The sequence below is a fragment of the Pseudanabaena sp. lw0831 genome (assembly GCF_016584665.1).
Classification (GTDB): Bacteria; Cyanobacteriota; Cyanobacteriia; order Pseudanabaenales; family Pseudanabaenaceae; genus Pseudanabaena.
In genome coordinates this window covers 36,543-57,226 of record NZ_BBJB01000114.1, presented here as the reverse complement: position 1 = coordinate 57,226, position 20,684 = coordinate 36,543, and the positions used below count along the sequence as shown (strand labels likewise).

General features: G+C 42.0%; 16 protein-coding genes and 1 CRISPR repeat array. Of the genes, 7 read left to right on the top strand and 9 right to left on the bottom strand.

Features of this window, described 5'->3' with window-relative positions:
• Positions 1-76: 76 nt before the first annotated feature.
• The 4 genes from pstB to APA_RS23410 form a co-directional block, all read right to left on the bottom strand.
• A complete protein-coding gene (gene pstB / locus APA_RS23425; protein ID WP_201324632.1) occupies positions 77-892 on the bottom strand; it encodes a phosphate ABC transporter ATP-binding protein PstB in 816 nt (271 codons plus the stop codon).
• Positions 893-937: 45 nt separating this feature from the next.
• Positions 938-1,909 carry a phosphate ABC transporter permease PstA gene (gene pstA, locus APA_RS23420; RefSeq protein WP_201324631.1) on the bottom strand — a complete coding sequence of 324 codons (972 nt, stop codon included), beginning with the start codon at positions 1,907-1,909 and terminating at the stop codon, positions 938-940.
• The gene (gene pstC / locus APA_RS23415) at positions 1,902-2,855 is read right to left on the bottom strand and encodes a phosphate ABC transporter permease subunit PstC (protein WP_201324630.1); all 954 of its coding nucleotides are present in this window, start codon (positions 2,853-2,855) and stop codon (positions 1,902-1,904) included. Before pstC ends, pstA begins: the two co-directional genes overlap by 8 nt.
• Before the next feature lie 79 nt (positions 2,856-2,934).
• A complete protein-coding gene (locus APA_RS23410) occupies positions 2,935-4,029 on the bottom strand; it encodes a PstS family phosphate ABC transporter substrate-binding protein (protein WP_201324629.1) in 1,095 nt (364 codons plus the stop codon).
• A 620-nt stretch (positions 4,030-4,649) separates the two neighbouring features.
• Between APA_RS23410 and APA_RS23405 the strand changes: the two genes are divergently transcribed.
• The 3 genes from APA_RS23405 to APA_RS23395 all read left to right on the top strand — a co-directional run bounded on the left by APA_RS23405 (position 4,650) and on the right by APA_RS23395 (position 8,230).
• Complete coding sequence (locus APA_RS23405) at positions 4,650-5,885, top strand: HhoA/HhoB/HtrA family serine endopeptidase (RefSeq protein WP_201324628.1); 1,236 nt, start codon at positions 4,650-4,652, stop codon at positions 5,883-5,885.
• 97 nt (positions 5,886-5,982) lie between these two features.
• Positions 5,983-6,750 carry a hypothetical protein gene (locus tag APA_RS23400; protein ID WP_201324627.1) on the top strand — a complete coding sequence of 256 codons (768 nt, stop codon included), beginning with the start codon at positions 5,983-5,985 and terminating at the stop codon, positions 6,748-6,750.
• 346 nt (positions 6,751-7,096) lie between these two features.
• On the top strand, positions 7,097-8,230 hold the full coding sequence (locus APA_RS23395; protein ID WP_201324626.1) for a tetratricopeptide repeat protein: 1,134 nt from the start codon (positions 7,097-7,099) through the stop codon (positions 8,228-8,230).
• Between the two features lie 29 nt (positions 8,231-8,259).
• Here the strand turns inward: APA_RS23395 and cbiB are convergent, their stop codons facing one another.
• Positions 8,260-9,255: an adenosylcobinamide-phosphate synthase CbiB gene (cbiB, locus tag APA_RS23390; RefSeq protein ID WP_236580005.1), complete on the bottom strand. Its 996-nt coding sequence runs from the start codon at positions 9,253-9,255 to the stop codon at positions 8,260-8,262.
• 69 nt (positions 9,256-9,324) lie between these two features.
• Between cbiB and APA_RS23385 the strand changes: the two genes are divergently transcribed.
• The 4 genes from APA_RS23385 to APA_RS23370 all read left to right on the top strand — a co-directional run bounded on the left by APA_RS23385 (position 9,325) and on the right by APA_RS23370 (position 15,301).
• Positions 9,325-10,806, top strand: a complete 1,482-nt coding sequence (locus APA_RS23385) for a cobyric acid synthase (RefSeq protein ID WP_201324625.1) — start codon at positions 9,325-9,327, stop codon at positions 10,804-10,806.
• A gap of 226 nt (positions 10,807-11,032) precedes the next feature.
• The gene (locus APA_RS23380; RefSeq protein WP_201324624.1) at positions 11,033-12,763 is read left to right on the top strand and encodes an ABC transporter ATP-binding protein; all 1,731 of its coding nucleotides are present in this window, start codon (positions 11,033-11,035) and stop codon (positions 12,761-12,763) included.
• Positions 12,764-12,860: 97 nt separating this feature from the next.
• Complete coding sequence (locus tag APA_RS23375; RefSeq protein WP_201324623.1) at positions 12,861-14,219, top strand: aminotransferase class V-fold PLP-dependent enzyme; 1,359 nt, start codon at positions 12,861-12,863, stop codon at positions 14,217-14,219.
• A 186-nt stretch (positions 14,220-14,405) separates the two neighbouring features.
• Positions 14,406-14,583: a CRISPR direct-repeat array (repeat unit 30 nt; unit sequence CGTCCCCTTGCGGGGTGTTAGGCGTGAAAG).
• A gap of 346 nt (positions 14,584-14,929) precedes the next feature.
• Positions 14,930-15,301 carry an STAS domain-containing protein gene (locus tag APA_RS23370; RefSeq protein WP_201324622.1) on the top strand — a complete coding sequence of 124 codons (372 nt, stop codon included), beginning with the start codon at positions 14,930-14,932 and terminating at the stop codon, positions 15,299-15,301.
• A 149-nt stretch (positions 15,302-15,450) separates the two neighbouring features.
• Here APA_RS23370 and APA_RS23365 read toward each other — a convergent pair whose 3' ends face one another.
• From APA_RS23365 to APA_RS23350, 4 genes are all read right to left on the bottom strand, one after another.
• On the bottom strand, positions 15,451-16,317 hold the full coding sequence (locus APA_RS23365) for a shikimate dehydrogenase (RefSeq protein ID WP_201324621.1): 867 nt from the start codon (positions 16,315-16,317) through the stop codon (positions 15,451-15,453).
• Positions 16,318-16,450: 133 nt separating this feature from the next.
• Positions 16,451-18,451, bottom strand: coding sequence for a flavin-dependent dehydrogenase (locus APA_RS23360; protein WP_201324620.1), 2,001 nt, complete (start codon positions 18,449-18,451; stop codon positions 16,451-16,453).
• A 104-nt stretch (positions 18,452-18,555) separates the two neighbouring features.
• Positions 18,556-19,164, bottom strand: a complete 609-nt coding sequence (locus tag APA_RS23355; RefSeq protein ID WP_201324619.1) for an RloB family protein — start codon at positions 19,162-19,164, stop codon at positions 18,556-18,558.
• Between the two features lie 5 nt (positions 19,165-19,169).
• Positions 19,170-20,585 (bottom strand): ATP/GTP-binding protein, encoded by a 1,416-nt coding sequence (locus tag APA_RS23350; RefSeq protein ID WP_201324618.1) that lies wholly within the window; start codon positions 20,583-20,585, stop codon positions 19,170-19,172.
• Positions 20,586-20,684: the final 99 nt, after the last annotated feature.

Genomic DNA, 20,684 nt, shown 5'->3' with positions numbered 1-20,684 from the left:
AAATTTAGAAGCTACAAAAATAAGTAAAGGGAGCGTTTTACGCTCCCTTTACTTATTTTAATCTTGATTTTTAGCTTTAGCCAAATCTACCGCTAATGTATTCCTCAGTGGCAACTTGCTTAGGGCTGCTGAAGATAACTGATGTGCGATCAATTTCAACTAGTTTCCCCATGCGCTTACCGCTATCACTAAGTTCGGTATTAAAAAATGCGGTCATGTCAGCCGATCTTGATGCTTGTTGCATGTTGTGCGTAACGATGACCAACGTAAACTTTTGCTTGAGTTCTTGCATTAGCTCCTCGATCCGCAGAGTTGAAATGGGATCAAGTGCAGAGCATGGCTCATCCATCAAGATTACCTGTGGCTCCACTGCGATCGCTCTAGCAATACATAGGCGCTGTTGTTGACCGCCAGAAAGTGCTAAACCGCTTTCTTTAAGTTTATCTTTGACTTCATCCCAAATTGCTGCCGATCTTAATGACTTCTCAACTAAGTCATCCATGTCATTCTTAGATCCCTTAAATCCATTAATCCTAGGACCAAATGCGATATTTTCGTAAATTGATTTTGGAAATGGATTAGGACGCTGAAACACCATCCCAATGTGACGACGAACTGCCACAGGATCGATTTTAGGATCGTAAAGATTATGTCCGTTAAAGGTGATTGATCCTTTAACTCTTGCACCCTCAATCAAATCATTGAGACGATTAAAACATCTCAAAATCGTACTTTTACCGCAGCCAGAAGGCCCAATAAATGCGGTAATTTGATTTTTAAAGATTTCTAAGTTGACACCAGCTACTGCGGGTGAATTGGAACTATAGAAAACGTTAACGTCTTCTACTTTTAAAATTGCCTGATTCTCTGAAGAATTGCTGCTTAAATTCATTGTAAAACCCCAAATTTGTTGAATTTAGTCTGCGAATAGTTTGAACTACTTAGCCCGACTGCGTAAAAAGATAGCAACTAAGTTCATGCCTAAAACTAAGACTAAAAGCACGACGATGCCTGCGGAAGCTAGTGTCTGAAATTCTGGCTTCGGATCTCCAACCCACTCATAAATTTGGTATGGGAGAACGGAAAAGAAGTTATCATTTGACCATAATGTATCGGTAAATACACCACCTATGTTACCACTGAACAAAGCTCCAAAGTTGATAGGCGAAGCTTTGGGGTCAAATAAAACCGTCCCAGCTCCGAGAACAACGATTGGTGCAGTCTCTCCTATACCTCTAGAGGTAGAGATAATTACCGCAGTCAAAATCCCTGGTAAAGCGCTAGGTAAAACGTGATGGCGAATTGTTTGCCACTTGGTTGCGCCAACTCCATAGGAGGCTTGACGGACTGATTGCGGAACGGCACGGATTGCTTCTCTAGAAATAACAATAACTGGCGGCAAAATTAGTAAGGTAATCGTCAGGATTCCTGTAACCAATACAGCGCGACCGCCATAAATGCCACGAACAAAAAGCCCTAAGCCCAATAAACCGTAAATAATCGAGGGAATACCAGCCAAGTTATAAATATTTAGCTCAATTAACTCAGATAACCAGTTTTTCTTGGCATATTCTTCCAAATAAATTGCCGAGCAAACTCCAAGGGGAATCACCAAAAGCAATACATAGGTTAGCATTGCGATCGATCCAAGAATGGCAGCTTTGTATCCAGACTCTAAGGGACGGCGTGATGGATACAGCTGTAATAAATCCCAGTTTAGGCGACTAGAACCGTCGCTAACTACCTGAAAGATCAAGAATGCGAGAACAATCAGCCCAAGAGATGTTGCAAAAATACAAAATGCGGAAAATATTTTGCCCCAAAACTGTCTAGATTCGAGCTTTGGCTCAAATTTTGATTCGCTAGGTTGTCCGTCAATATTTTCTAATATATCGATTCCGTTACTCATAGGTTTCTTGGAAACGTTTGCTAATTTGCTTACTGATAATGTTAAGAAGAAGAGTGATCAGAAATAGCGTCATCCCAACCGCAAAGAGGGCTTGGTACTCTACACTGCCAACTCGTGAATCACCCTTGGCAACTTGAGCAATATAGGCTGTCATTGTGCCAACTGTTTCTCTTGGATCGAGAGTCAAAACAGGTCTTTGACCAGCAGCGATCGCGACAATCATCGTCTCACCCACAGCGCGGGATATGCCCAAAATTATGGCAGCACAAATACCAGATAAAGCCGCTGGAAAAACAATACCAGTGGCAACTTCTTTTTTGGTTGAGCCAAGCCCATAGGCAGCTTCTCTCAGGGAGCTTGGTACAGCGATCATCGCATCAGTACTGATTGATGCGATCGTTGGGATAACCATCACGCCCATGATCAATCCTGCGCTTAGAGCATTAAATCCTTGAAGTCCAGGAATAAGCTTGCTTAAAATTGGGGTAACAACCGTTAGTGCAAAGTATCCATACACAACAGTAGGTACGCCAGCTAATAACTCAATAACTGGACGTAAAAATTTACTTAATTTTGGTGATGCGTATTCTGACAGATAAACAGCAGTTGCTAGTCCTAGAGGAGTTGCTACCAACATAGCAATTAGCGCCACCATGATTGTGCCGTTAACTGTTGGCCAAACACAAAAGCCCTTTTCAGCAAACTGTGGTGTCCAGCTACAGCTGTAGCTACCATTTTCTAAAGTCTTACCAAATAGAAATTCGCCAATGCTTGCCTTGCCGAAAAAGCTAACTGTTTCTGAGGCAAGGACATAAACGATCGCAACTGTAGTCAGTACAGAAACGAAAGCACAAAAAAGCAACGCGTAACCGATCGCACTTTCACGGATATTGCGATCGCGGCGTTGATAAAGGTCAAGATCTTCGGGAGTTACGGGACTTGTCATAAAGTTTTCTCATCAAGTACATCAAAAGTCAAAGCCCCCCATAGATGATAGGAGGGCTTAGCTCAAAACTAACTTGAAATTATTTCAAGTCTTTTGCAAGCAATTCAGCTACGGAAACGCCAGCAGGGGCATCCATGAAGGTTGAGCCTGTCTTACCAGCACTCAAACGCTCAAGGATCTTAGGCACAGCGTCGCTAGGCAGCGGAACATAACCAACTTCTTTGACGACTTTAAGATCTTTAAAGTAGTAATCAGCAAAAGCCTTGACTTCAGGACGTGCTAGAGCTTTCTTGCTCACATAGATAAACAGAGGACGAGACAAGGGAGAATATTTGCCAGAGTTAATATTCTCAGCAGTAGGCGCAACGCAACCCTTTCCACCATCAACTTCGATAGCAGTCAACTTCTTAGCATTTTCTTCATAGTAAGAAACTCCGAAGAAGCCCATTGCACCCTTGCCACCTTGAACACCCTTAACAGTGATGTTGTCGTCTTCACTGGGTTGATAATCCTTACGGATCACCTTAGATTTTTTATTGACGGCTTCGGTAAAGTAGTCAAATGTACCAGAGTCAGCACCTGCACCAAAGAGGGCAATTGTTTCTTTGGGGAAATCAGGGCGAACTTGATCCCAAGTTGTGATTTTGCCTTCTGAATCAGGACTCCACATGGTGTTGAGTTCAGCAACAGTAAGGCACTTTGCCCAAGTGTTTTCTTTGTTAACAACTACAGTCAGACCATCAACAGCAACAGGTAGTTCAACAAACTCTACGTTGTTCTTCTTGCAATCTTCAGCTTCTGCCTTTTTGATAGGACGAGAGGCATTAGCAATATCAATATCACCAGAACAGAATTTCTTAAATCCACCGCCAGTACCACTTGTACCTACAGGAACTTTTACACCAGGGTTTGATTTTGCAAAGTCTTCAGCAATAGCTTTGCTGATTGGGGCAACGGTACTAGAACCATCAATGGTGATGTTACCAGACAAGTTAGAAGGTGCTTTTTCTGGTTCCTTAACGGGATCTTTCATCGCCGTTGTTGGTGTCGCTGCTGGGCTAGTTGCACCAGGTGTGGGGGTGGTGCTACCGCTACAGGATGCTAGCGCTGTGGCAAGTGTAACACCAGCTACAAACTTGACTACACTGCGATTGATACTCTTTTTAGACATCATAGAAATCTTACTGCGATTATATCTGTTACGGTTTACTAGGCATTTAAACTAGACAAGATCGATACTAAACTGCATCCGTCAACCAAAGGTTAAGGGATGTTAAAGATGCAGTTAAGTTTAGTTTGGCAAAAAGTTTTTACGTCAAGATTAATTAACAAAACAGACAAGAGAGGTGGGCTAAGCCCACCTCTCTTGTCTGTTTTGTTGTCAAGCTATAACCAAATATAGCAATGCAAGTTTTGCTTAGGACATAAAACCCAAATACAAATAAATGCGACGCAAAGCTCCGCCTTACCAGTGAATAATTAGTGTTGCGAAGCCACGCAACACTAATTATTCACTGGAAACGCGATGTGCAACTAAGAGTCTGAAAGCCTTGATTCATCGTAATGCACTAATAAGGAGTTTGAATTTTCTGTATCTCAAACAACCTCATGGCAATGGCTCAAAAATAGTTGCACATCACGTTGGTAAGGGAGTAAATAAGTTCTCATGGGTGATGCATTATTCTTTAAAACTGTGGCTAAATGTTAAGTGACGGTTTTCCGTCTAGCGTCAAAGATCAACACGATAAAAAATTTTTTGTAGAATGTTAAGTATTATTGGTCGCGGAAATAGCTATGAGAGACTCAAATAAAAAATCTCGTTACAAGCAACCTTTGATTTATGCTTCGATGTTGTTGTTAGGTGTCATCTTGGGAGCTTGGGCAGTTGTGTCTGGAGTACGATCGCCAAATACAACATTAATTACACCTGTGACTCAAGTTGCATCGATCTCACCAGCGATCGCACAGGATAGCGACAGAGTTAAATCGATCTCAGTCCCTCGTAATTACGTTGTGGAGGCAGTTAACCGCACAGGTCCAGCCGTTGTGAGAATCAATGCCTCGCGTACTGTCGCGGCGGGTAATCAACAAATTCCTCAAGAATTTTTAGACGATCCCATGTTTCGCCAATTTTTTGGCGATCAATTACGTCGTATGCCCAAAGAACGGGTTGAACGCGGCACTGGTTCAGGCTTTATCATCAACAAAGAAGGCGATATTATCACTAATGCCCACGTCGTTAGTGGCGCAGACAAAGTGACTGTGATTCTCAAAGATGGTCGCCAAATCGAAGGCAAGGTCTTGGGTAGCGATGAACTTACAGATATTGCTGTTGTACAAGTTAAGCCTGATAATTTGCCTACCGTAAGCATCGGCAGCTCTCAAAATTTACAACCAGGTGACTGGGCGATCGCGATCGGTAATCCTCTTGGCTTAGACAATACCGTTACCGCAGGAATCATCAGTGCGATCGGGCGTAATAGTGGTCAAATTGGAGTCGATAAGCGGGTTAGTTTCATTCAAACTGATGCCGCGATTAATCCTGGTAACTCAGGTGGCCCCTTGCTTAATCAAAATGGTGAAGTCATTGGTGTAAACACTGCAATCATTCAAGGCGCACAGGGTTTAGGGTTTGCAATTCCGATCGAGACGGCTCAGCGCATTGCTAAACAGATAATTGCGAATGGAAAAGTCAGCCGTGCCTATCTTGGCATTCAGATGGTGACAGTTGATGCAAATGTCAAGAAACAAGTCAATCAAGACACTGAGTTTGGCATTAAAATCTCTGAAGATAAAGGTGTACTAATTACCAGAGTTGTGGATGATTCCCCTGCGGCAAAGGCAGGTGCTAAGCGCGGTGATGTCATCACCAAGTTTAACGACAAAGAAATCTTGACTGCCGATCAAGTCACGCAACTAGTGGAAGATCGGGCTGTTGGTGACAAGATCAATATGGAAGTTAAACGCAATGGACAGACGGTAGCGTTAAGTGTGGAAACTGCTCAGTTCCCACAAAAATTCCCTAATTAGGATGCTCCAATTTCTATAAACCCAAAATAAGATAGGCGGCGCTAAGCGCCGCCTATCTTATTTTGACTTGATGCAGCTATATATTCAGGTAACCCCAATGGGCAATTTTATTGGTTGGCTTGGAGCTTTGCTACTGATCTTTTTGGCAGGATTTGGACTAACGCAATGGTTGGATTTACCCTTTGGCAATTTTATTGATTGGGTAATTGGAGCCAGCATTTTTGTGTGGCTGATCATTATCGTCACTGTGCCTTGGAACGTTTACTTTCAGTCCAAGGCTGTACTCAATCAAGCGGAAATTTCTAAGGATAAAGGCATCGCTGTCGATGAGAACCAATTACCCTATGTGCGATCGCTTGCCCAAAAATCCCTAGGATTAGCGATCGCATTACATGTAATTTCGGCGATCGCCCTATATGTTTTAGCATCGAGCGGCGTTGGCACGATCGGTTATGTGGGTGCGATCGCGGCGCTGATGTTGACCATATTACGTCCTGCAATTAGTGCCTATGAATATATAGCTCAACGATTAAGGTTAATCTCACAACAAATTGATTATCCTCGCGAAGACGTAATGGAGTTACGGCAACGCTTTATTAATTTGGAAGAGTCAGTTCGACAAATTAACGAGCAACTAAGTACTGAAAATCCTTATTCGTGGGTGACAAAATATGAGCAGTTTGCCGATGAGACGCGCAAAGATCTATCCCGACTAGGTGCAAATGTTGAAGATTTACGAGCTACCAATGATCGCGATCACGATCGCTTAGCGCGTGAATCTCGACAAGCGATCGCGCAATTGAGTGCAGACAGCCAATTTTTAGAACAAGTTCGAGAAATTATTCGTTTTTTTAAGAGCGCATAAATTAGGCAAATCAAACCCAAAACAGTTGCGGCGGGGAAAGCCAGCCGCAACTGTTTTGGGTTTGATTGTGAAGCAATCAGATGTGACGCTTTGCTTCATATCTGATTGCTTCAGCCAAATATCTTATATTGCTTCTTGCAAGTTTGATGTGGGTAGGTTAGTTTTAATCAATGTCAAAAGTTTCAAGTATTTGAATATTCTGACCAAGTACCTCTGCATAATTAAAAAACTAGAACCAAAACCTGTACCGCCCGCTGCGCGGGCGGTACAGGTTTTGGGATTTTATGTTTAATTGTGCCTAGCTACTTATTGCGCTCTTCGTAATTAGCAATCGCCCCTCTTAACTATGAATCCAAGATCCATTACTCCACAAGATGCGACCGTAGTTGAAGGCAGTCAATTCGAGCATTATCTGATTTTGAAAGATCCTGAAGGACAGCAACGGATCTTGCTATCTAGTAAGAGCTATGTACTTGGGCGATCTCCAGAAAACGAGATCGTTTTGCGATCGCAGTCAGTGTCACGTGAACACGCAACTTTAATAGGAATTTCTGTACCTGCTCCTCTACTACAATTATTTCGTCTTAGTGATGGCACTCCTGAAAAAGGGAAAAGCACAAATGGGTTGTTGATTAACGGAGAAATGCGCGATTCATGGATTTTAATGCATGGAGATGAAATTGTTTTTAGTAGCAATACTCTTGCTATTTATCGAATTGAACCTGAGCCACCCTATGCTCAAGGCAAAGTTTCTATTTTTCTTGAATGTTTACAAGAGATAGCCCAAAAAGATCGCAAGTCTGGTAAATATACTGAAGCTGAAAGCTCTCTTGAGCAAATTTTAATTGTAAATCAAAATTTATATGGAGAATCACATCCTCTTGTTGCTAATTGCTTAATAGATTTAGCAGCTATCAGTTATTTGCAAAACCAATTTGATAAAACCGAAAAACTATTTCTACAAGCGATCGCCATTCGTAAGCAGACTCTGGGGGAAGATCATCCTGATGCCGTCTCAGCAATGCTCGACTTATCAGCAATTTATAATTCTCAGGCTTTATATACAAAAGCAGAATCATTGTTTTCACAAGCTTTAGAAATCAAAAGAAAGGTGTTAGGTGTAGAGCATCCAGAAATTGCGGCTAGTTTAGTAGATTTAGCTGCCATGTACTATTCTCAAAAGCGCTATCAAGAGGTCAAAAATCTTTATGAACAGGCGATCAAAATTTATAAGCGATCGCTCGAAGATAAGCATCCCCATATTTTGGCAGTTCAGAAAAAGCTAGCAAGTATCAAGAAGAAATTACGCCCAAAATGGCTATCTTTAAACGTGCTAATTCCTGCTTCTTTGATATTACTTTCAGGCGTTATAGCCTATACTTTCTTTGCTCCAAAGACAGATATTGCCTGCGTTAAGGTTTTACCCGATGGCAGTACTAAATCAATATCTGGTGATGAATGTCGCCAAATTAGTAAATAGTAAAAAGGGATGCTCAGCATCCCTTTTTACTATTTATTGGCTATGACTATGACGAGGCTAAGCCAAATTAAAAAACAAATGCGCGTTAGTTTGAGAGCTTGTGAAATTTTAGGTGCTGCGATCGCTTCAATCGCATCTCCCAATAAAGGTTTCTGTTTGATAAGACCACGATAGCGATTTTCGCCGCCTACCTGTACTTGCAAAATTGCCGCATAGACACATTCACTCCATCCTGAATTGGGGCTAGGGTCTTGCTTGGCATCGCGATCGCAAATCTGCCAAACATAAATGGGTTTCCCCGACATTAAAGCTAGAGTTATCACCGTTAAGCGACAGGGCAACCAAGTCAGCACATCATCGGTCTTGGCGCTAAACCAGCCAAGATCGGTATAGGGTGATTCGCGATAGCCGACCATTGAGTCGAGGGTGCTAGCTGCTTTGTAGGCGATCGCTAGGGCAACACCTCCATAATCAAACAATAGTGAACCAATCAAGGCATAAAACAATGGCGAGGTAACAGCATCGATCGCATTTTCGGTCACGGTTTCCAAAACAGCCCGTAAAATTTCTAATTCTGTCAAATTTTCCGTGTCCCTCCCCACATAGCGACTTAGTTCTTGGCGAGCATTTTCGATATTGCCAGTTTGTAACACAGTTAGCACGGATTCAGCAGCATTGCGGAGACTTCGTCCCGCAAAACAGGCGGCTAATAAAATACTGGAAACAGCGATCGCGAAAATAGGATGGACTTTTGCTGAAGCGATCGCGATTAACCAAGCGCCGATTCCACTTCCTAAAATCATGCTAGTTCCTAAAATCAGCCCTAACATTTTCATGATTAGTGGTGAAAAGCGAGGAATACGAGGGCTAGAAACAGGATCTTTGATCAGTACCAAATTAGTAAACTGTGAGATCATCCATCCCATGACCTGCACTGGATGCAGCCAATTGACAGGATCGCCAATTAGGCGATCGAGACCTGCTGCGAAGATTAAAATCAGAAAGTTAGGAGATAGCTCTAGCACAAGAATTCGATGATAAGTTAGGATAGGTTGCCCGAAGTGTCGCCTATCCTAACTTATTGTATTGACATCATGAAAGCCATATCTGTTTTAGGAACTTCATCCAATGCTGGCAAAAGCTGGATGGTTACTGCATTAGGGGCTTGGCTGAGACGCAATGGAGTAAAAGTTGCTCCATTTAAAGCGCAAAATATGTCGAATAATTCCTATGTGACCTTTGAAGGCGGAGAAATAGGTCGAGCGCAAGCAGTACAAGCAATCGCCTGTGGGATGCGTCCCATAGTAGAGATGAATCCAATTCTTTTAAAGCCATCAGGAAATGGAACTTCGCAATTGGTCTTATTAGGAGAAGCCCGTCAACATATCGCGGCAATTGATTATTATCGACATATTGAGACTCTCTGGGAGACTGTGCGTGACTCTCTCGAATATTGGCGCGATCGCTGTGATGTTTTGCTGTTAGAAGGTGCTGGCAGCCCTGTAGAACTAAATCTCATGCATCGCGATCTCGTAAATTTACGCCCGATCGTCCACCTGCAAGGACGTTGGATTCTGGTTGGGGATATTGAGAAGGGAGGGGTGTTTGCTCAGATAATAGGTACGCATCAGCTTCTACCTGAAACTGCAAGGGATTTGGGATTAGGCTTTATTGTCAACAAATTTCGTGGTGATTTACGATTGTTTAGTGATGCGGAAAAACACTTTCGCGAGCATATGCCACATCTTCCTTATTTAGGAGTTCTTCCCTATGCCGCAGATCTACAACCTGAGAGTGAAGACAGTTTATGTAGCGAAGCAGAAGCGAAAGGTCAGGGCGCAAAGATCGCATGGATTAGATTTCCATATTTATCTAATTCTCAAGATAGTCAGCCTTGGCAATTAGATTTAGGCATAGAGACCGTTTGGGCGAAAACCATTGCGGATTTAGACAATGCAAAGATCATTATTCTCCCTGGCAGCAAAAATACTCTCAGTGATCTGCAATGGTTAAGAACTTCAGGATTAGGAAATGCAATTCTGGCTGCACATCATCGCGGCGTTCCGATCGTTGGTATCTGTGGTGGCTACCAGATGTTGGGAAAATATCTATGCGATCGCGAAGGTGTTGCTGGTTCCTCAGGGGAAGTGGCAGGCTTGGGACTATTACCAATTAGCACCGAATTTATGGCAACCAAACAGGTGCGTCAGGTACATGCGATCTGGCAAAGTTCGCAATCTATCGATAAATGGATGACCTATGAAATTCATATGGGAGTTACCAAATTAACTGAGGCAAGTGCATCTTCGCAAATCCAACCTTTACTGCAAGTGCAATGCGATCGCGAGTTTCGTGATGAAGGAATGCAATACGATCGGGTATGGGGCAGTTATTTACACGGTCTATTTGAATCGGCTGCTGTGCGCCAAGCTTTAACCAGATTGGCAAATATTCCTGAACATCAGTCAGCCACTATCTCTTGGCAAGATCATCAACAAAAGCTTTATAACGATATGGCAGACTTGCTAGAAACACATCTAGACCTTACTGCAATTCATCGTTATCTCGATATCTAGAATGTATAGCTTTTACCAATTTAGTGGAAACAGAGAGAGGCGGTACTTTGCGCCGTAACTCTCTGTTATTTTTTTGACTCAGCAGATCAGAAGATTTTTGTTAAAAGTCTTGCTTTACAACACTTTTAACAAAAATCTTGGTTGCCCTGTCAGCGCAAAGCACTGTAAGTGTCTTGAAGCATGATATTTTAGCTTGAGATGCTTAGATACTCAGTCCTTAAAAAACATGCTGCTTGAAGTCGAAAACTTGACTGTTCGTTATGGCGATGCAGAGCCTGCGGTCGATCGCGTTACTTTCCATTTACAAGCAGGTGAAGCGCTAGGTTTAATCGGCGAAAGCGGCTGTGGCAAATCAACGATTGGGCGATCGCTAATTAAGCTACTACCCAAATATGCGAATATTGAAGGGACAATCTGTGTCGATGGCGAAGCGATCGCAGAGAAAAAAGATGGCTCATGGCGCGGCGAAAAGGTTGGATTAATATTTCAAGATCCGATGACAAGGCTCGATCCATTGATGAGCATCGAGGCACATGGTTTAGAAGTATTAGCATCTCATTATCTTAAGCTCTCAGCCCAATCCGCTCAACAACGGCTAAAAGATGCGCTTAAAGCCGTTCGTATCGATCCATCACGAGCTAAGCAATATCCCCATGAATTTAGTGGTGGGATGCGTCAGAGGGTAGCGATCGCGCTTTCGCTACTACTTAATCCTGTTTTATTGATTGCGGATGAGCCAACTACTAGTCTGGATGTCACTGTTGCCACCGATATTCTCAAGGAACTAACCGAACTTCGCAAAACCCGTTCTATGGGCTTACTGCTAGTCACCCACGATCTTGGTATGGTTGCCGAATATTGCGATCGCATTGCCGTCATGTATAACGGTGCGATCGTGGAGACTGGAGCCGTCGAACAAATTTTCCGTTCCCCGCAACATCCCTATACCCAAAGCTTACTGGCTTCTGTTCTCCATTTTCATCCTGAGGTATTATCTTCTAGACAAGATATTTCTGAAGTTCAAGATCGGGAAGTTCTAGGGGATATCCCCGAACATGTCTCAGAGAATCCTGTAGAAGAGAACCTAGATCGGGAAGAAGTTAAGGTAATTGAGAAAACTCTGGTTCCTCCAAAATCAGCACCCAGAGTAATTCTCTATGTTAATCATCTCAAAAAACATTATGTCACTGGCGGAAATCTGCTGACGCGATTGGTTGATCCTTCGATTGGGTTAGTCAGGGCAGTTGATGGCGTTGACTTAGAAATCATCTCAGGAGAAACTTTTGGTATTATTGGCGAAAGTGGTTCTGGCAAAAGCACAACGGGACGTGCAATTCTGCAATTGATTAAACCCGATCGCGGTTCAGTGCGGTTTAATAGCGTAGAACTAACTAGACTCAAAGGTGAACAACTTCGCCAAATGCGATCGCAGATGCAGATGATTTTCCAAGATCCCCGTGCTTGCTTTAGTCCCTATATGACCGTATTTCGCAGCGTCGCCGATCCTTTACTGATTCACAAACTCGCCCCCGATCTGGAATCAGCCCGCGAAAAAGTATATGCAATTCTCGAAAAAGTGGGACTAAATTCGCAATTAGCCGAACGTTATCCTTCGGATTTGTCGGGTGGTCAATTGCAACGAGTGGCGATCGCCCGTGCTTTGATTACTAACCCTAAATTAGTTATCTGTGATGAGCCAGTCAGTATGCTTGATGCATCGATTCAGAGCCAAGTTTTGCAGTTAATGCGCGATCTCAAACAAGAATTTAAGCTAACTTATATCTTCATTACCCACGATCTCGCTGTTGCCCAGTTTTTCTGCGATCGCATTGCTGTGATGCGTAGCGGTAAAATTGTAGAGCAGGACAGTACCGCAGAAGTGTTGACCAATCCTCGACATGAATATACTAAGGCTTTAATTGCTTCAATTCCACGCATTCCTTACATCAATAGCTAAAAATTAGAATTCCCAAAAACTGTGTCGCACGCTGCGCGTGAGCCACAGTTTTTGAATTTCTGATTTTTATTGGATATTATTTATTAAAAAAGCGACAATGCCCGATTCTTCAAGAAAATTCTCCCTTGATTCACACTTTCTTAATCCCGATCGCTCTAATCTCGAAGACATCCGTAAGTTGGGATATGCCTTCGTCGATCTGATCGTGGATTCAGTTTTGGACACTCAAAATCAGCCATTTGTAAAAGATGAATCTGCTTTTGATATTCTTATTCCCGATCAAGGGCAAGAGCTTTCAGAATTGTTGTCAGAAGTGCAATCGCAGATTTTGCCACGTACTGTTAACTTCCAGAATCCTCGCTATATGGGTCATATGGACAGCGTTCCTACTGCGATTACAATCTGGGCAGATGCTCTAGTTTCAGCAATTAACAACAACATGCTGAGTTATGAACTTGCTCCCGTGTTTACGGAAATGGAAGCACAATTGATGCAATGGTTTGGCAATCTTTTTGGAATGGGAACTGATTGTTTTGGCACACTTACTGCTGGTGGTAGCCTTGCCAATATTTCGGGACTATTATTAGCGCGAAACTGGAAACTACCACAGAGCAAATCTTTGGGTAATTCTAATAACTTAGTGGCTTTTGTCTCTGATGCCGCGCATACTTCCTTTGAGAAGGCAATGAATGTGATCGGCATTGGCAAAGAGAACTTAGTGCGAGTGCCAACTAACTATCGCGGCGAAATTATTTTAGAAGAATTAGAAGCTGCTATTCAAAAATCTATTCAAGAAGGAAAACAACCTTTTTTTGTGGCAGCGATCGCAGGCACAACGGTAACAGGGGCAATTGATCCGATTCAGTCAGTGGGAGAAATTGCTAAACGTTATGATTGTTGGTTTCATATTGATGCAGCCTATGGTGGAGCAGGTATTTTCACCCCAAAACTGCAACCCCTATTTCAAGGTTGCGAACTCGCTGACTCCATGACGTTTAATCCGCAAAAGTGGCTATGGGTGGCGCGAACCTGTGCGATGTTGATTGTTAAAAATAAGCAACATCTGGTTGATGGCTTTGATGGAGAGCTTCCTTATATGGATGATCGAACGCTGAACTTTGGGAATCTCAATTTGCAGGGCACAAGACGGACTGATAGTCTCAAATTATGGATGGCACTGAAAGCATTGGGAATTTCGGGTTGTCGTTATCTAGTTGAGCGATCGCTCGATCTATCCGATCATCTGCGTCAATGGGTTGATGATTCGACCGAATTAGAACTGGTATGCGAACCAACTTTAAATATTATTTGCCTCAAATCTAACGATCCGAACCTTAGTAGTGCTGCCCTGCGCCAACAATGGATTAATGAAGGTAAATTATGGCTCTCCTTACCACTTTGGAAAGGCGATCGCATTCTCAAAGCCGTAGTTTTACATCCATATGCAGGGGAATGAAAGAAGTCGGAAGAGGGGGGATTTAAAGTCGGAAGATCGAAGAAGGAATTGAAAGAAGGCGGAAGAATGAAGATCGAAGAATGAAAATTAAGAGTTTAATTGTATATGATTGCAGAAACATAAAATTTCTTTATTTTTTCGCCTTTCCTTCCCTCTTCGATCTTCATTCTTCGACCTTTCTCTCCCGTTTCCGTCCCCTTGCGGGGTGTTAGGCGTGAAAGCTGAGAAAAAACCAACTAATCGAATCAAAGATAATAAAGGTTTCCGTCCCCTTGCGGGGTGTTAGGCGTGAAAGCGGCTTCGGCTTCGGCTGCTTGCAGCTGCGGACTGTTTTCGTCCCCTTGCGGGGTGTTAGGCGTGAAAGGCTTCACATTTTTGAGCCTTGCCAAGTGAAGCTTTCAATAGGGTCGATCTCCATAGGTCTTTTACATAGTCAATAAGCTTGCTAAATTCGTAATAAGACTACAACTATAAAAGCCGAAACCCTTATGGAGAGAGCGACCTCCAGAGGTCAACGTAATAATGCGGTTTTCAAGGTTCTTGCCACCTATGGAGGTGACTTGTAAAACTACAACTGCCAAACCAGATTTTTGCATAGCCCAAGAATATTAAATTATGTAAAAACTGGGCAGAGGCAACTTTTAAAAGTGTGACGATACTTTTGAAAATTGGTATTAAACTACAACTACCTTGATTTCAAGATAAAATTTATGGCTCTGCAGATCCTCACTGACAATTCTAATCCTGACACCTTGTGCTTAAGTTTGGACGGACAGCTTGATACATTGACTGCTTCTGATTTGGAGAAATCTCTTCAGTCCAACCTGAATCAAGATATCCAGACGATCATTTTCGATCTCCAGAACTTGAGCTTTGTCTCCAGTGCAGGATTAAGAGTCTTTGCCAAGGCAAGAAAAACGATGAAATCAAAGGAAGGCAAGGTGTTTTTTACTAATCTTACGCCTCAAGTGAAAAAAGTATTTGATATTGTTAAAGCCGTGCCGCTTTCTGAAGTATTTGTGAATACCGAGGAGTTAGATGCTTACTTGACTGTCATGCAAGCTAATGTAGAAAGCGACTAATGGTTTTAAAACTGATGTTGCGTGGTGCAGAGACTTGGGCTTGGAGACCAAACCCTCTTTAAATATCCTATTGAAAGATCGGAATGATCCTTGTTCAACTGATACATGCGTTAAAACACAAAACGGCTACGCAGTTTTGTGTTTTAGGATTATGCCAAATGCTGAAGCAATGCTTGGCGCATGATCTCAATCGGAACGGGTTGATCTAACCAAAACTCCAGCCCGATCGCGCCCTGATTAATTAACATCTCCAAACCATCGATCGCTTTCAGCCCTCTGGCTGCGGCGATTTGCAAAAACTTAGTGGGGCGTGGCGTATAAATCAGGTCATAGGCGATCGCATGATCGGGCAATAAATTCATTTCCGCTTCAGAAATAGGTGTATTTGGATCGCTTGCCATCCCGATCGGCGTAGCATTAATTACAATTCCTGCAACTTCAAGCAAATGTGGTATTGATGTCCAAGGATGTACCCGCAGATTGTAATCATGCAGTTGGATAGTCATTGCCCCGTGAAATTTTTTCATCTTTTTGGGATCTCGTCCCACAACATGAATTACAGAACAGCCCAACTCTAAGCAAGCTGCAACTACTGCCTTTGCCGCACCACCACTGCCAAGGATCAAGGCGGGCATATTTTCCCAATCACAGTTAAGTTGCTTGAGTGGATTTAAAAAGCCTGCCACATCGGTATTTGTTCCAACCCAGCGATCTCCAACCCGCTTAACAGTATTGACAGCACCAACAGCTTTAGCGATCGGCAAGACTTCATCAAGCAAAGGCATCACATCAACTTTATGGGGGATAGTTAGGTTAAAGCCTTGGACTGATTGAATTGCTTTTAAACCTGCGATCGCTGTAGGTAACTGCTCCACAGGGATCGGCAATGATACATACACATAGTCCATTCCCATTGCTGCGATCGCGGCGTTATGCATCACAGGTGAAAGACTATGACTAACAGGAAAACCCATCACCCCTATAATTTTAGTTGTCCCTAAGATGCGACCGCTCATAGTTGCTTACCTCACGTAATTAAAAAACTATGACATAAATGTTTCTCTTAAAAGCTAAGCATTATTGCAATCTTTGAAAAAACAACCCAAAACATGAGAGGCGGCTCAAAGCACCGCCTCTTTATGTTTGATTTTAATCTACTGGCTTACCAACAGAGTAATTGAGCGCATAACTCCAACTTAATAAGCGTAGCCACAAACGAGGATTCTTCGGTTCTAGCCAAGTCTGACAACTTCGCATGAGCTGAGGCAGCCATCCACCTAATAAAGCATTGGCTAGGGAACTGCGGGTAAAGGCTCCATAACTAGACAGCCATTTCAATAAATCTTTCGTACCAGCCATTTGCAAAATCCAGAGAATCAGTTTCGGATTTTTAAACGCGGCAATGAGCGCGAGACGGTTAAACATCAACCAATTGAGGCGATCTTTAATAAAGCGATCGCTAACTGGTTGTGGCTCATCAGCTAGTAACCCAAAGAAAGTATTCAGCATCGAGTTAACCCGCTCAGGCGGCAAATGCATTCCCGTCGGAACCATCATCCCCTTAGAGAATAACCATGTGACGGCAATATTACTCTGATAGGCATTGATTTGATTGAGATCGTCCGCATTGAGTAAATCATGCTTTAGCGCAGTATCTAATAAAGTTGCCAAACGAGGCAAGTTGCGGACAAGAGAACCAAAACCAGTAAATACAAGTGGCGATTGCAATGAGGCCGCATCACCGATCGCTAAAATCCGATCGAAGGCACATTTTTTAGAATCCTCATTGAGGCTGTAATGTCCTGTGATATAACCGAAAGTTGCCTTCTTCCACACCAATTTTTCCATATCACAACGTCGATATTCAGGCAGAATTGTGAAGAAATCCTCATACATCTCTAGCAATGATCCTGCATTCTCAGGATGCACTTGATGATAATGGAATAGATAAATCGTGAGTTCATCCTTTTCCGCAGGAAAGAGTTCCCAAATTAACTGTCGTCCCCGTGAGATATCGCCATGACTAAAGAGAACATCGCCATATTGGGAATCCCATACATGCTTATCAATACCTTCGAGAACTGCACCCACAGTGGGACAGACGCTATCAAAGGCTTGTCCAGCATTAAGCTGTTGAGCGATCGCTGAAGCCGATCCCATCGCGTCAATTACTAACCGAGAATTAAGAATTACTTCTGCACTCGTTTCTAGATTTTTCGCAAAAATAGTTGCGCCACTATCGCTGATAACTACTTTTTGGAACTCAGTGCGATCGCAAATCACTGCTCCATACTGATGTAATTTCTTGCTACAGATCTCTAATAAACTATTAGTATCGATCGCAATATTCAGCACTGTTGGCGTATGTAAAACTTTAGCTTTGAGATGCGGTGGATTGTTACTATCAAAAAATTTATTAAATCCATCGACATACTCAGCCGTGATCATGCTTTCAAATTCTTCTTTAGTGAATAGCCCAAAGTTAATCAGATTTTGAAATTCGGTACGGGAAATATTCCATTCACGATTCATGCGTCCAAAGGGAATCCGTTCCACTAGACAAACTCGATATCCCAATTTCGCCAGCATTGCGGCATGGATTGCCCCCAATGCCCCTCCCAAATAAACAATATCGTATTGCAAATCTTGCTTTGGAGAATTTGCTTCTGTAAAGATCACGTTCTTCGGGGTTTCAGGTGATTTCACACTTTCACGCCAGCGTTTCTCCCACCAATAGACGCGATTGAGGTCATATTCTCCATTGGGAATACGCTGAAAGAATTTGACCGTCAGCGGATATTCTGCGGCTAATGCTTCAAAAATCGATTGATTAGCTGCGATCGCTGGCGGCTGTTTAAATTCGTAAGGAAATGCTTGCCGAGCAGCCTTAGTCAAATGATCGAGAAAATCTTTTTCGCCATCCATCACCTCATCCGACCAGCGAAACACTTTTAAGTAAGTGGTACGTTGCAATGTCCAGAGAAATACTGATAATTGCGCGATCGCACCTGAGCGATTTTGGCGATCGAGAATAAAGCCATGCTTAGCAACAGATTTTTTACCGAAAGGCGGCTGGTACTCAGACTGGAGCCATGTTTTGACGGCTTCAACTTGAGGTGTAGGGATTTCGATGTAAAGTAACTGCTGCATGGCTAAATCAATATCTTTAGGTGTTCTAATTTTGGCATATTGGCGATCGCTTTACTAAATAAGACTAGCGCTCCTACATTGCAAGGGTTCTAACCGTTCTGTAACTAATCATTGAGGCTTTGCAAGATACTCTCAACCAATTTGTAAACACGAGTACCTAATTGTGAAGTCCAGTATTCATTTAGTTTTAAGTCAAGACTTCGCGATCTCTCAATCGCATCTTTGACATTGGGTTTGTATGCAAAGACATCCAAATTACTCTTATTGTAACTTCCTAAAATATTTCTAAGTCTTATTTCAAAATGTCTGCAAGTCCTATCTTCAGGGAATAAATCTCCAAAGTGTAAGCATAGCCAAATTTCAAAGCATGGATTACTAATAGCTAATTGATATCCTTTTTGCCTAGCTTGAGGGCAGACGGAAATTAATTGATCCTTTTTTACCCAGCGATCTACATCAAGCACCAGCCATAACTCATCATCTTCACTAAAGCCATATAAATCCTTGAATTTATCCAGACGCTCTAGGACATATTCGGGGGCAGATTTATCATCATCTCCAGTAGCTAATATTTCCACCTTCACCTTGCGATTACCGAACATTTCAAAATATTGTTTTTCAGTATCTTTACCTTCAGTCGCTATGACAAATAGTTTTGCACTTCTGCGATCATGTTTACGATCTAAAAGCTTAGTGCGGTTTATCTTTCTCATTTCTCTTATTGATTTGCCTTGCTAGATAGAGAATCTTCACATTCAAACCACCCCAAGTCTTTTGGGTTTCCAAAAAAAGGAATAGCTCCAAAACGAGCATTCAAGTAACCTTTTTCAATCTTAAGATCGGGCCTAATCTTAAATTCGGCTAACGAGTAGCAATCAGATATACCATTTTTATTTTTTTCAACAAACCATATCTCATCACGTCTCAATAGGTCTAAATCCAACAAATTGGTATCATGCGTTGTAAAAATAAGTTGATTTCCCTTAGATCTACAATTTATTGCAGATTCTACAAAGCGTCTTGACAAAAGAGGGTGCAATCGTCTATCCAATTCATCAATAAATACAACTTTTTCTGCATCCTTTCCTAAAATATAAAGAGATGGAATCAAATTAATTAGGCGTTGTGTACCTTCTGATTCTTCATCCATAGAAAAATCAATCAAATCGCCATTTTCATGACGATGACTAGTTTTCAGTTGAGTTAAATTAACTTGACCGTTCTTGTCTTTAAACAACAGAAAACGCCCACCTTGAGAATTCCCAACTGTTGTGACTGAATTTTCTTCTAGCTCTTCAAGAATACTATCCCTAAAGCCTTTGGGCATGGTGGGAAAATGATTATCGAAATCTAATTCAACCATATCCGTTGATATTGCTTCAATACCTGTTCCTGCAAAAGTAAGAAACTTGCTCAGAAAATCTGTAAAGGAATCATCTACCGCCACTCCAACCTCTAAATTTCTAAAATTTGATTCAGCAGATACAACCATGAGTACGTTTTTAAACCAGTTAAAAACTGGCATCAAAATCTCAATCCTGCGATCAATCGCTTCTGTTAAAAAAAGTTGATTTGGTCTTGTCCCTGTGGCGATAAATTTTAAATTAAGATGTCGGTTTGAATCTTTACCTTTAGTTGGACTTCTTCCCTTAAGTATTGTACCGAACTCAACGATTGTTTCTTTTTTTGAAGAAGTAGACGTAACTCTTTCAAAATACATTACCTCTTTTTTTTTGCCTTTGGGAATACCGTGAAGCCATTCTTCAATAATTTGTTCTTTATTTAATCTAAATCCATAGGAGTATTGAGAACCTTGATGAGTAAAGATAAACTCGAATTTACTAGCTTCTTTATCATAATTACCCAACTTAAATGTAGATAAGGAAATAGATTGATTTGTTCGAGTGCCTTTGACAACTAAAGTTTTCACAAAACTCATAGCTTTAATGAGATTTGACTTACCTGCGGCATTAGCTCCATAAATAGCTGCAACTGGCAATACAGAACGACCTTCTCCTGCTTCATTTGGAGCAAGGTGATCACTATGCTGATTATCGTTATTAACTGCCACCATACTAAAAGTCACTTCATCTCTGAAGGACAAAAAGTTTTGTATGGTGAATTGAATTAGCATTTTTTAATCAGTCAATTTAAAATTTGAGTTGAGTATAATTTATATTCTCACTCAGAATAACAATTCCAGAGAAAAAATCTCCTAAATTGTTATTTTGAG

What these genes read in the sequence shown, in the direction of transcription:
- APA_RS23375 (WP_201324623.1), top strand. Translation starts at nt 12,861, where the DNA reads ATGCCCGATTCTTCAAGAAAATTCTCCCTTGATTCACACTTTCTTAAT.
- APA_RS23385 (WP_201324625.1), top strand. Translation starts at nt 9,325, where the DNA reads ATGAAAGCCATATCTGTTTTAGGAACTTCATCCAATGCTGGCAAAAGC.
- APA_RS23400 (WP_201324627.1), top strand. Translation starts at nt 5,983, where the DNA reads ATGGGCAATTTTATTGGTTGGCTTGGAGCTTTGCTACTGATCTTTTTG.
- APA_RS23355 (WP_201324619.1), bottom strand. Translation starts at nt 19,164, where the DNA reads ATGAGAAAGATAAACCGCACTAAGCTTTTAGATCGTAAACATGATCGC.
- APA_RS23410 (WP_201324629.1), bottom strand. Translation starts at nt 4,029, where the DNA reads ATGATGTCTAAAAAGAGTATCAATCGCAGTGTAGTCAAGTTTGTAGCT.
- pstB (WP_201324632.1), bottom strand. Translation starts at nt 892, where the DNA reads ATGAATTTAAGCAGCAATTCTTCAGAGAATCAGGCAATTTTAAAAGTA.
- APA_RS23405 (WP_201324628.1), top strand. Translation starts at nt 4,650, where the DNA reads ATGAGAGACTCAAATAAAAAATCTCGTTACAAGCAACCTTTGATTTAT.
- pstA (WP_201324631.1), bottom strand. Translation starts at nt 1,909, where the DNA reads ATGAGTAACGGAATCGATATATTAGAAAATATTGACGGACAACCTAGC.
- APA_RS23365 (WP_201324621.1), bottom strand. Translation starts at nt 16,317, where the DNA reads ATGAGCGGTCGCATCTTAGGGACAACTAAAATTATAGGGGTGATGGGT.
- APA_RS23370 (WP_201324622.1), top strand. Translation starts at nt 14,930, where the DNA reads ATGGCTCTGCAGATCCTCACTGACAATTCTAATCCTGACACCTTGTGC.
- APA_RS23360 (WP_201324620.1), bottom strand. Translation starts at nt 18,451, where the DNA reads ATGCAGCAGTTACTTTACATCGAAATCCCTACACCTCAAGTTGAAGCC.
- APA_RS23380 (WP_201324624.1), top strand. Translation starts at nt 11,033, where the DNA reads ATGCTGCTTGAAGTCGAAAACTTGACTGTTCGTTATGGCGATGCAGAG.
- APA_RS23395 (WP_201324626.1), top strand. Translation starts at nt 7,097, where the DNA reads ATGAATCCAAGATCCATTACTCCACAAGATGCGACCGTAGTTGAAGGC.
- pstC (WP_201324630.1), bottom strand. Translation starts at nt 2,855, where the DNA reads ATGACAAGTCCCGTAACTCCCGAAGATCTTGACCTTTATCAACGCCGC.
- APA_RS23350 (WP_201324618.1), bottom strand. Translation starts at nt 20,585, where the DNA reads ATGCTAATTCAATTCACCATACAAAACTTTTTGTCCTTCAGAGATGAA.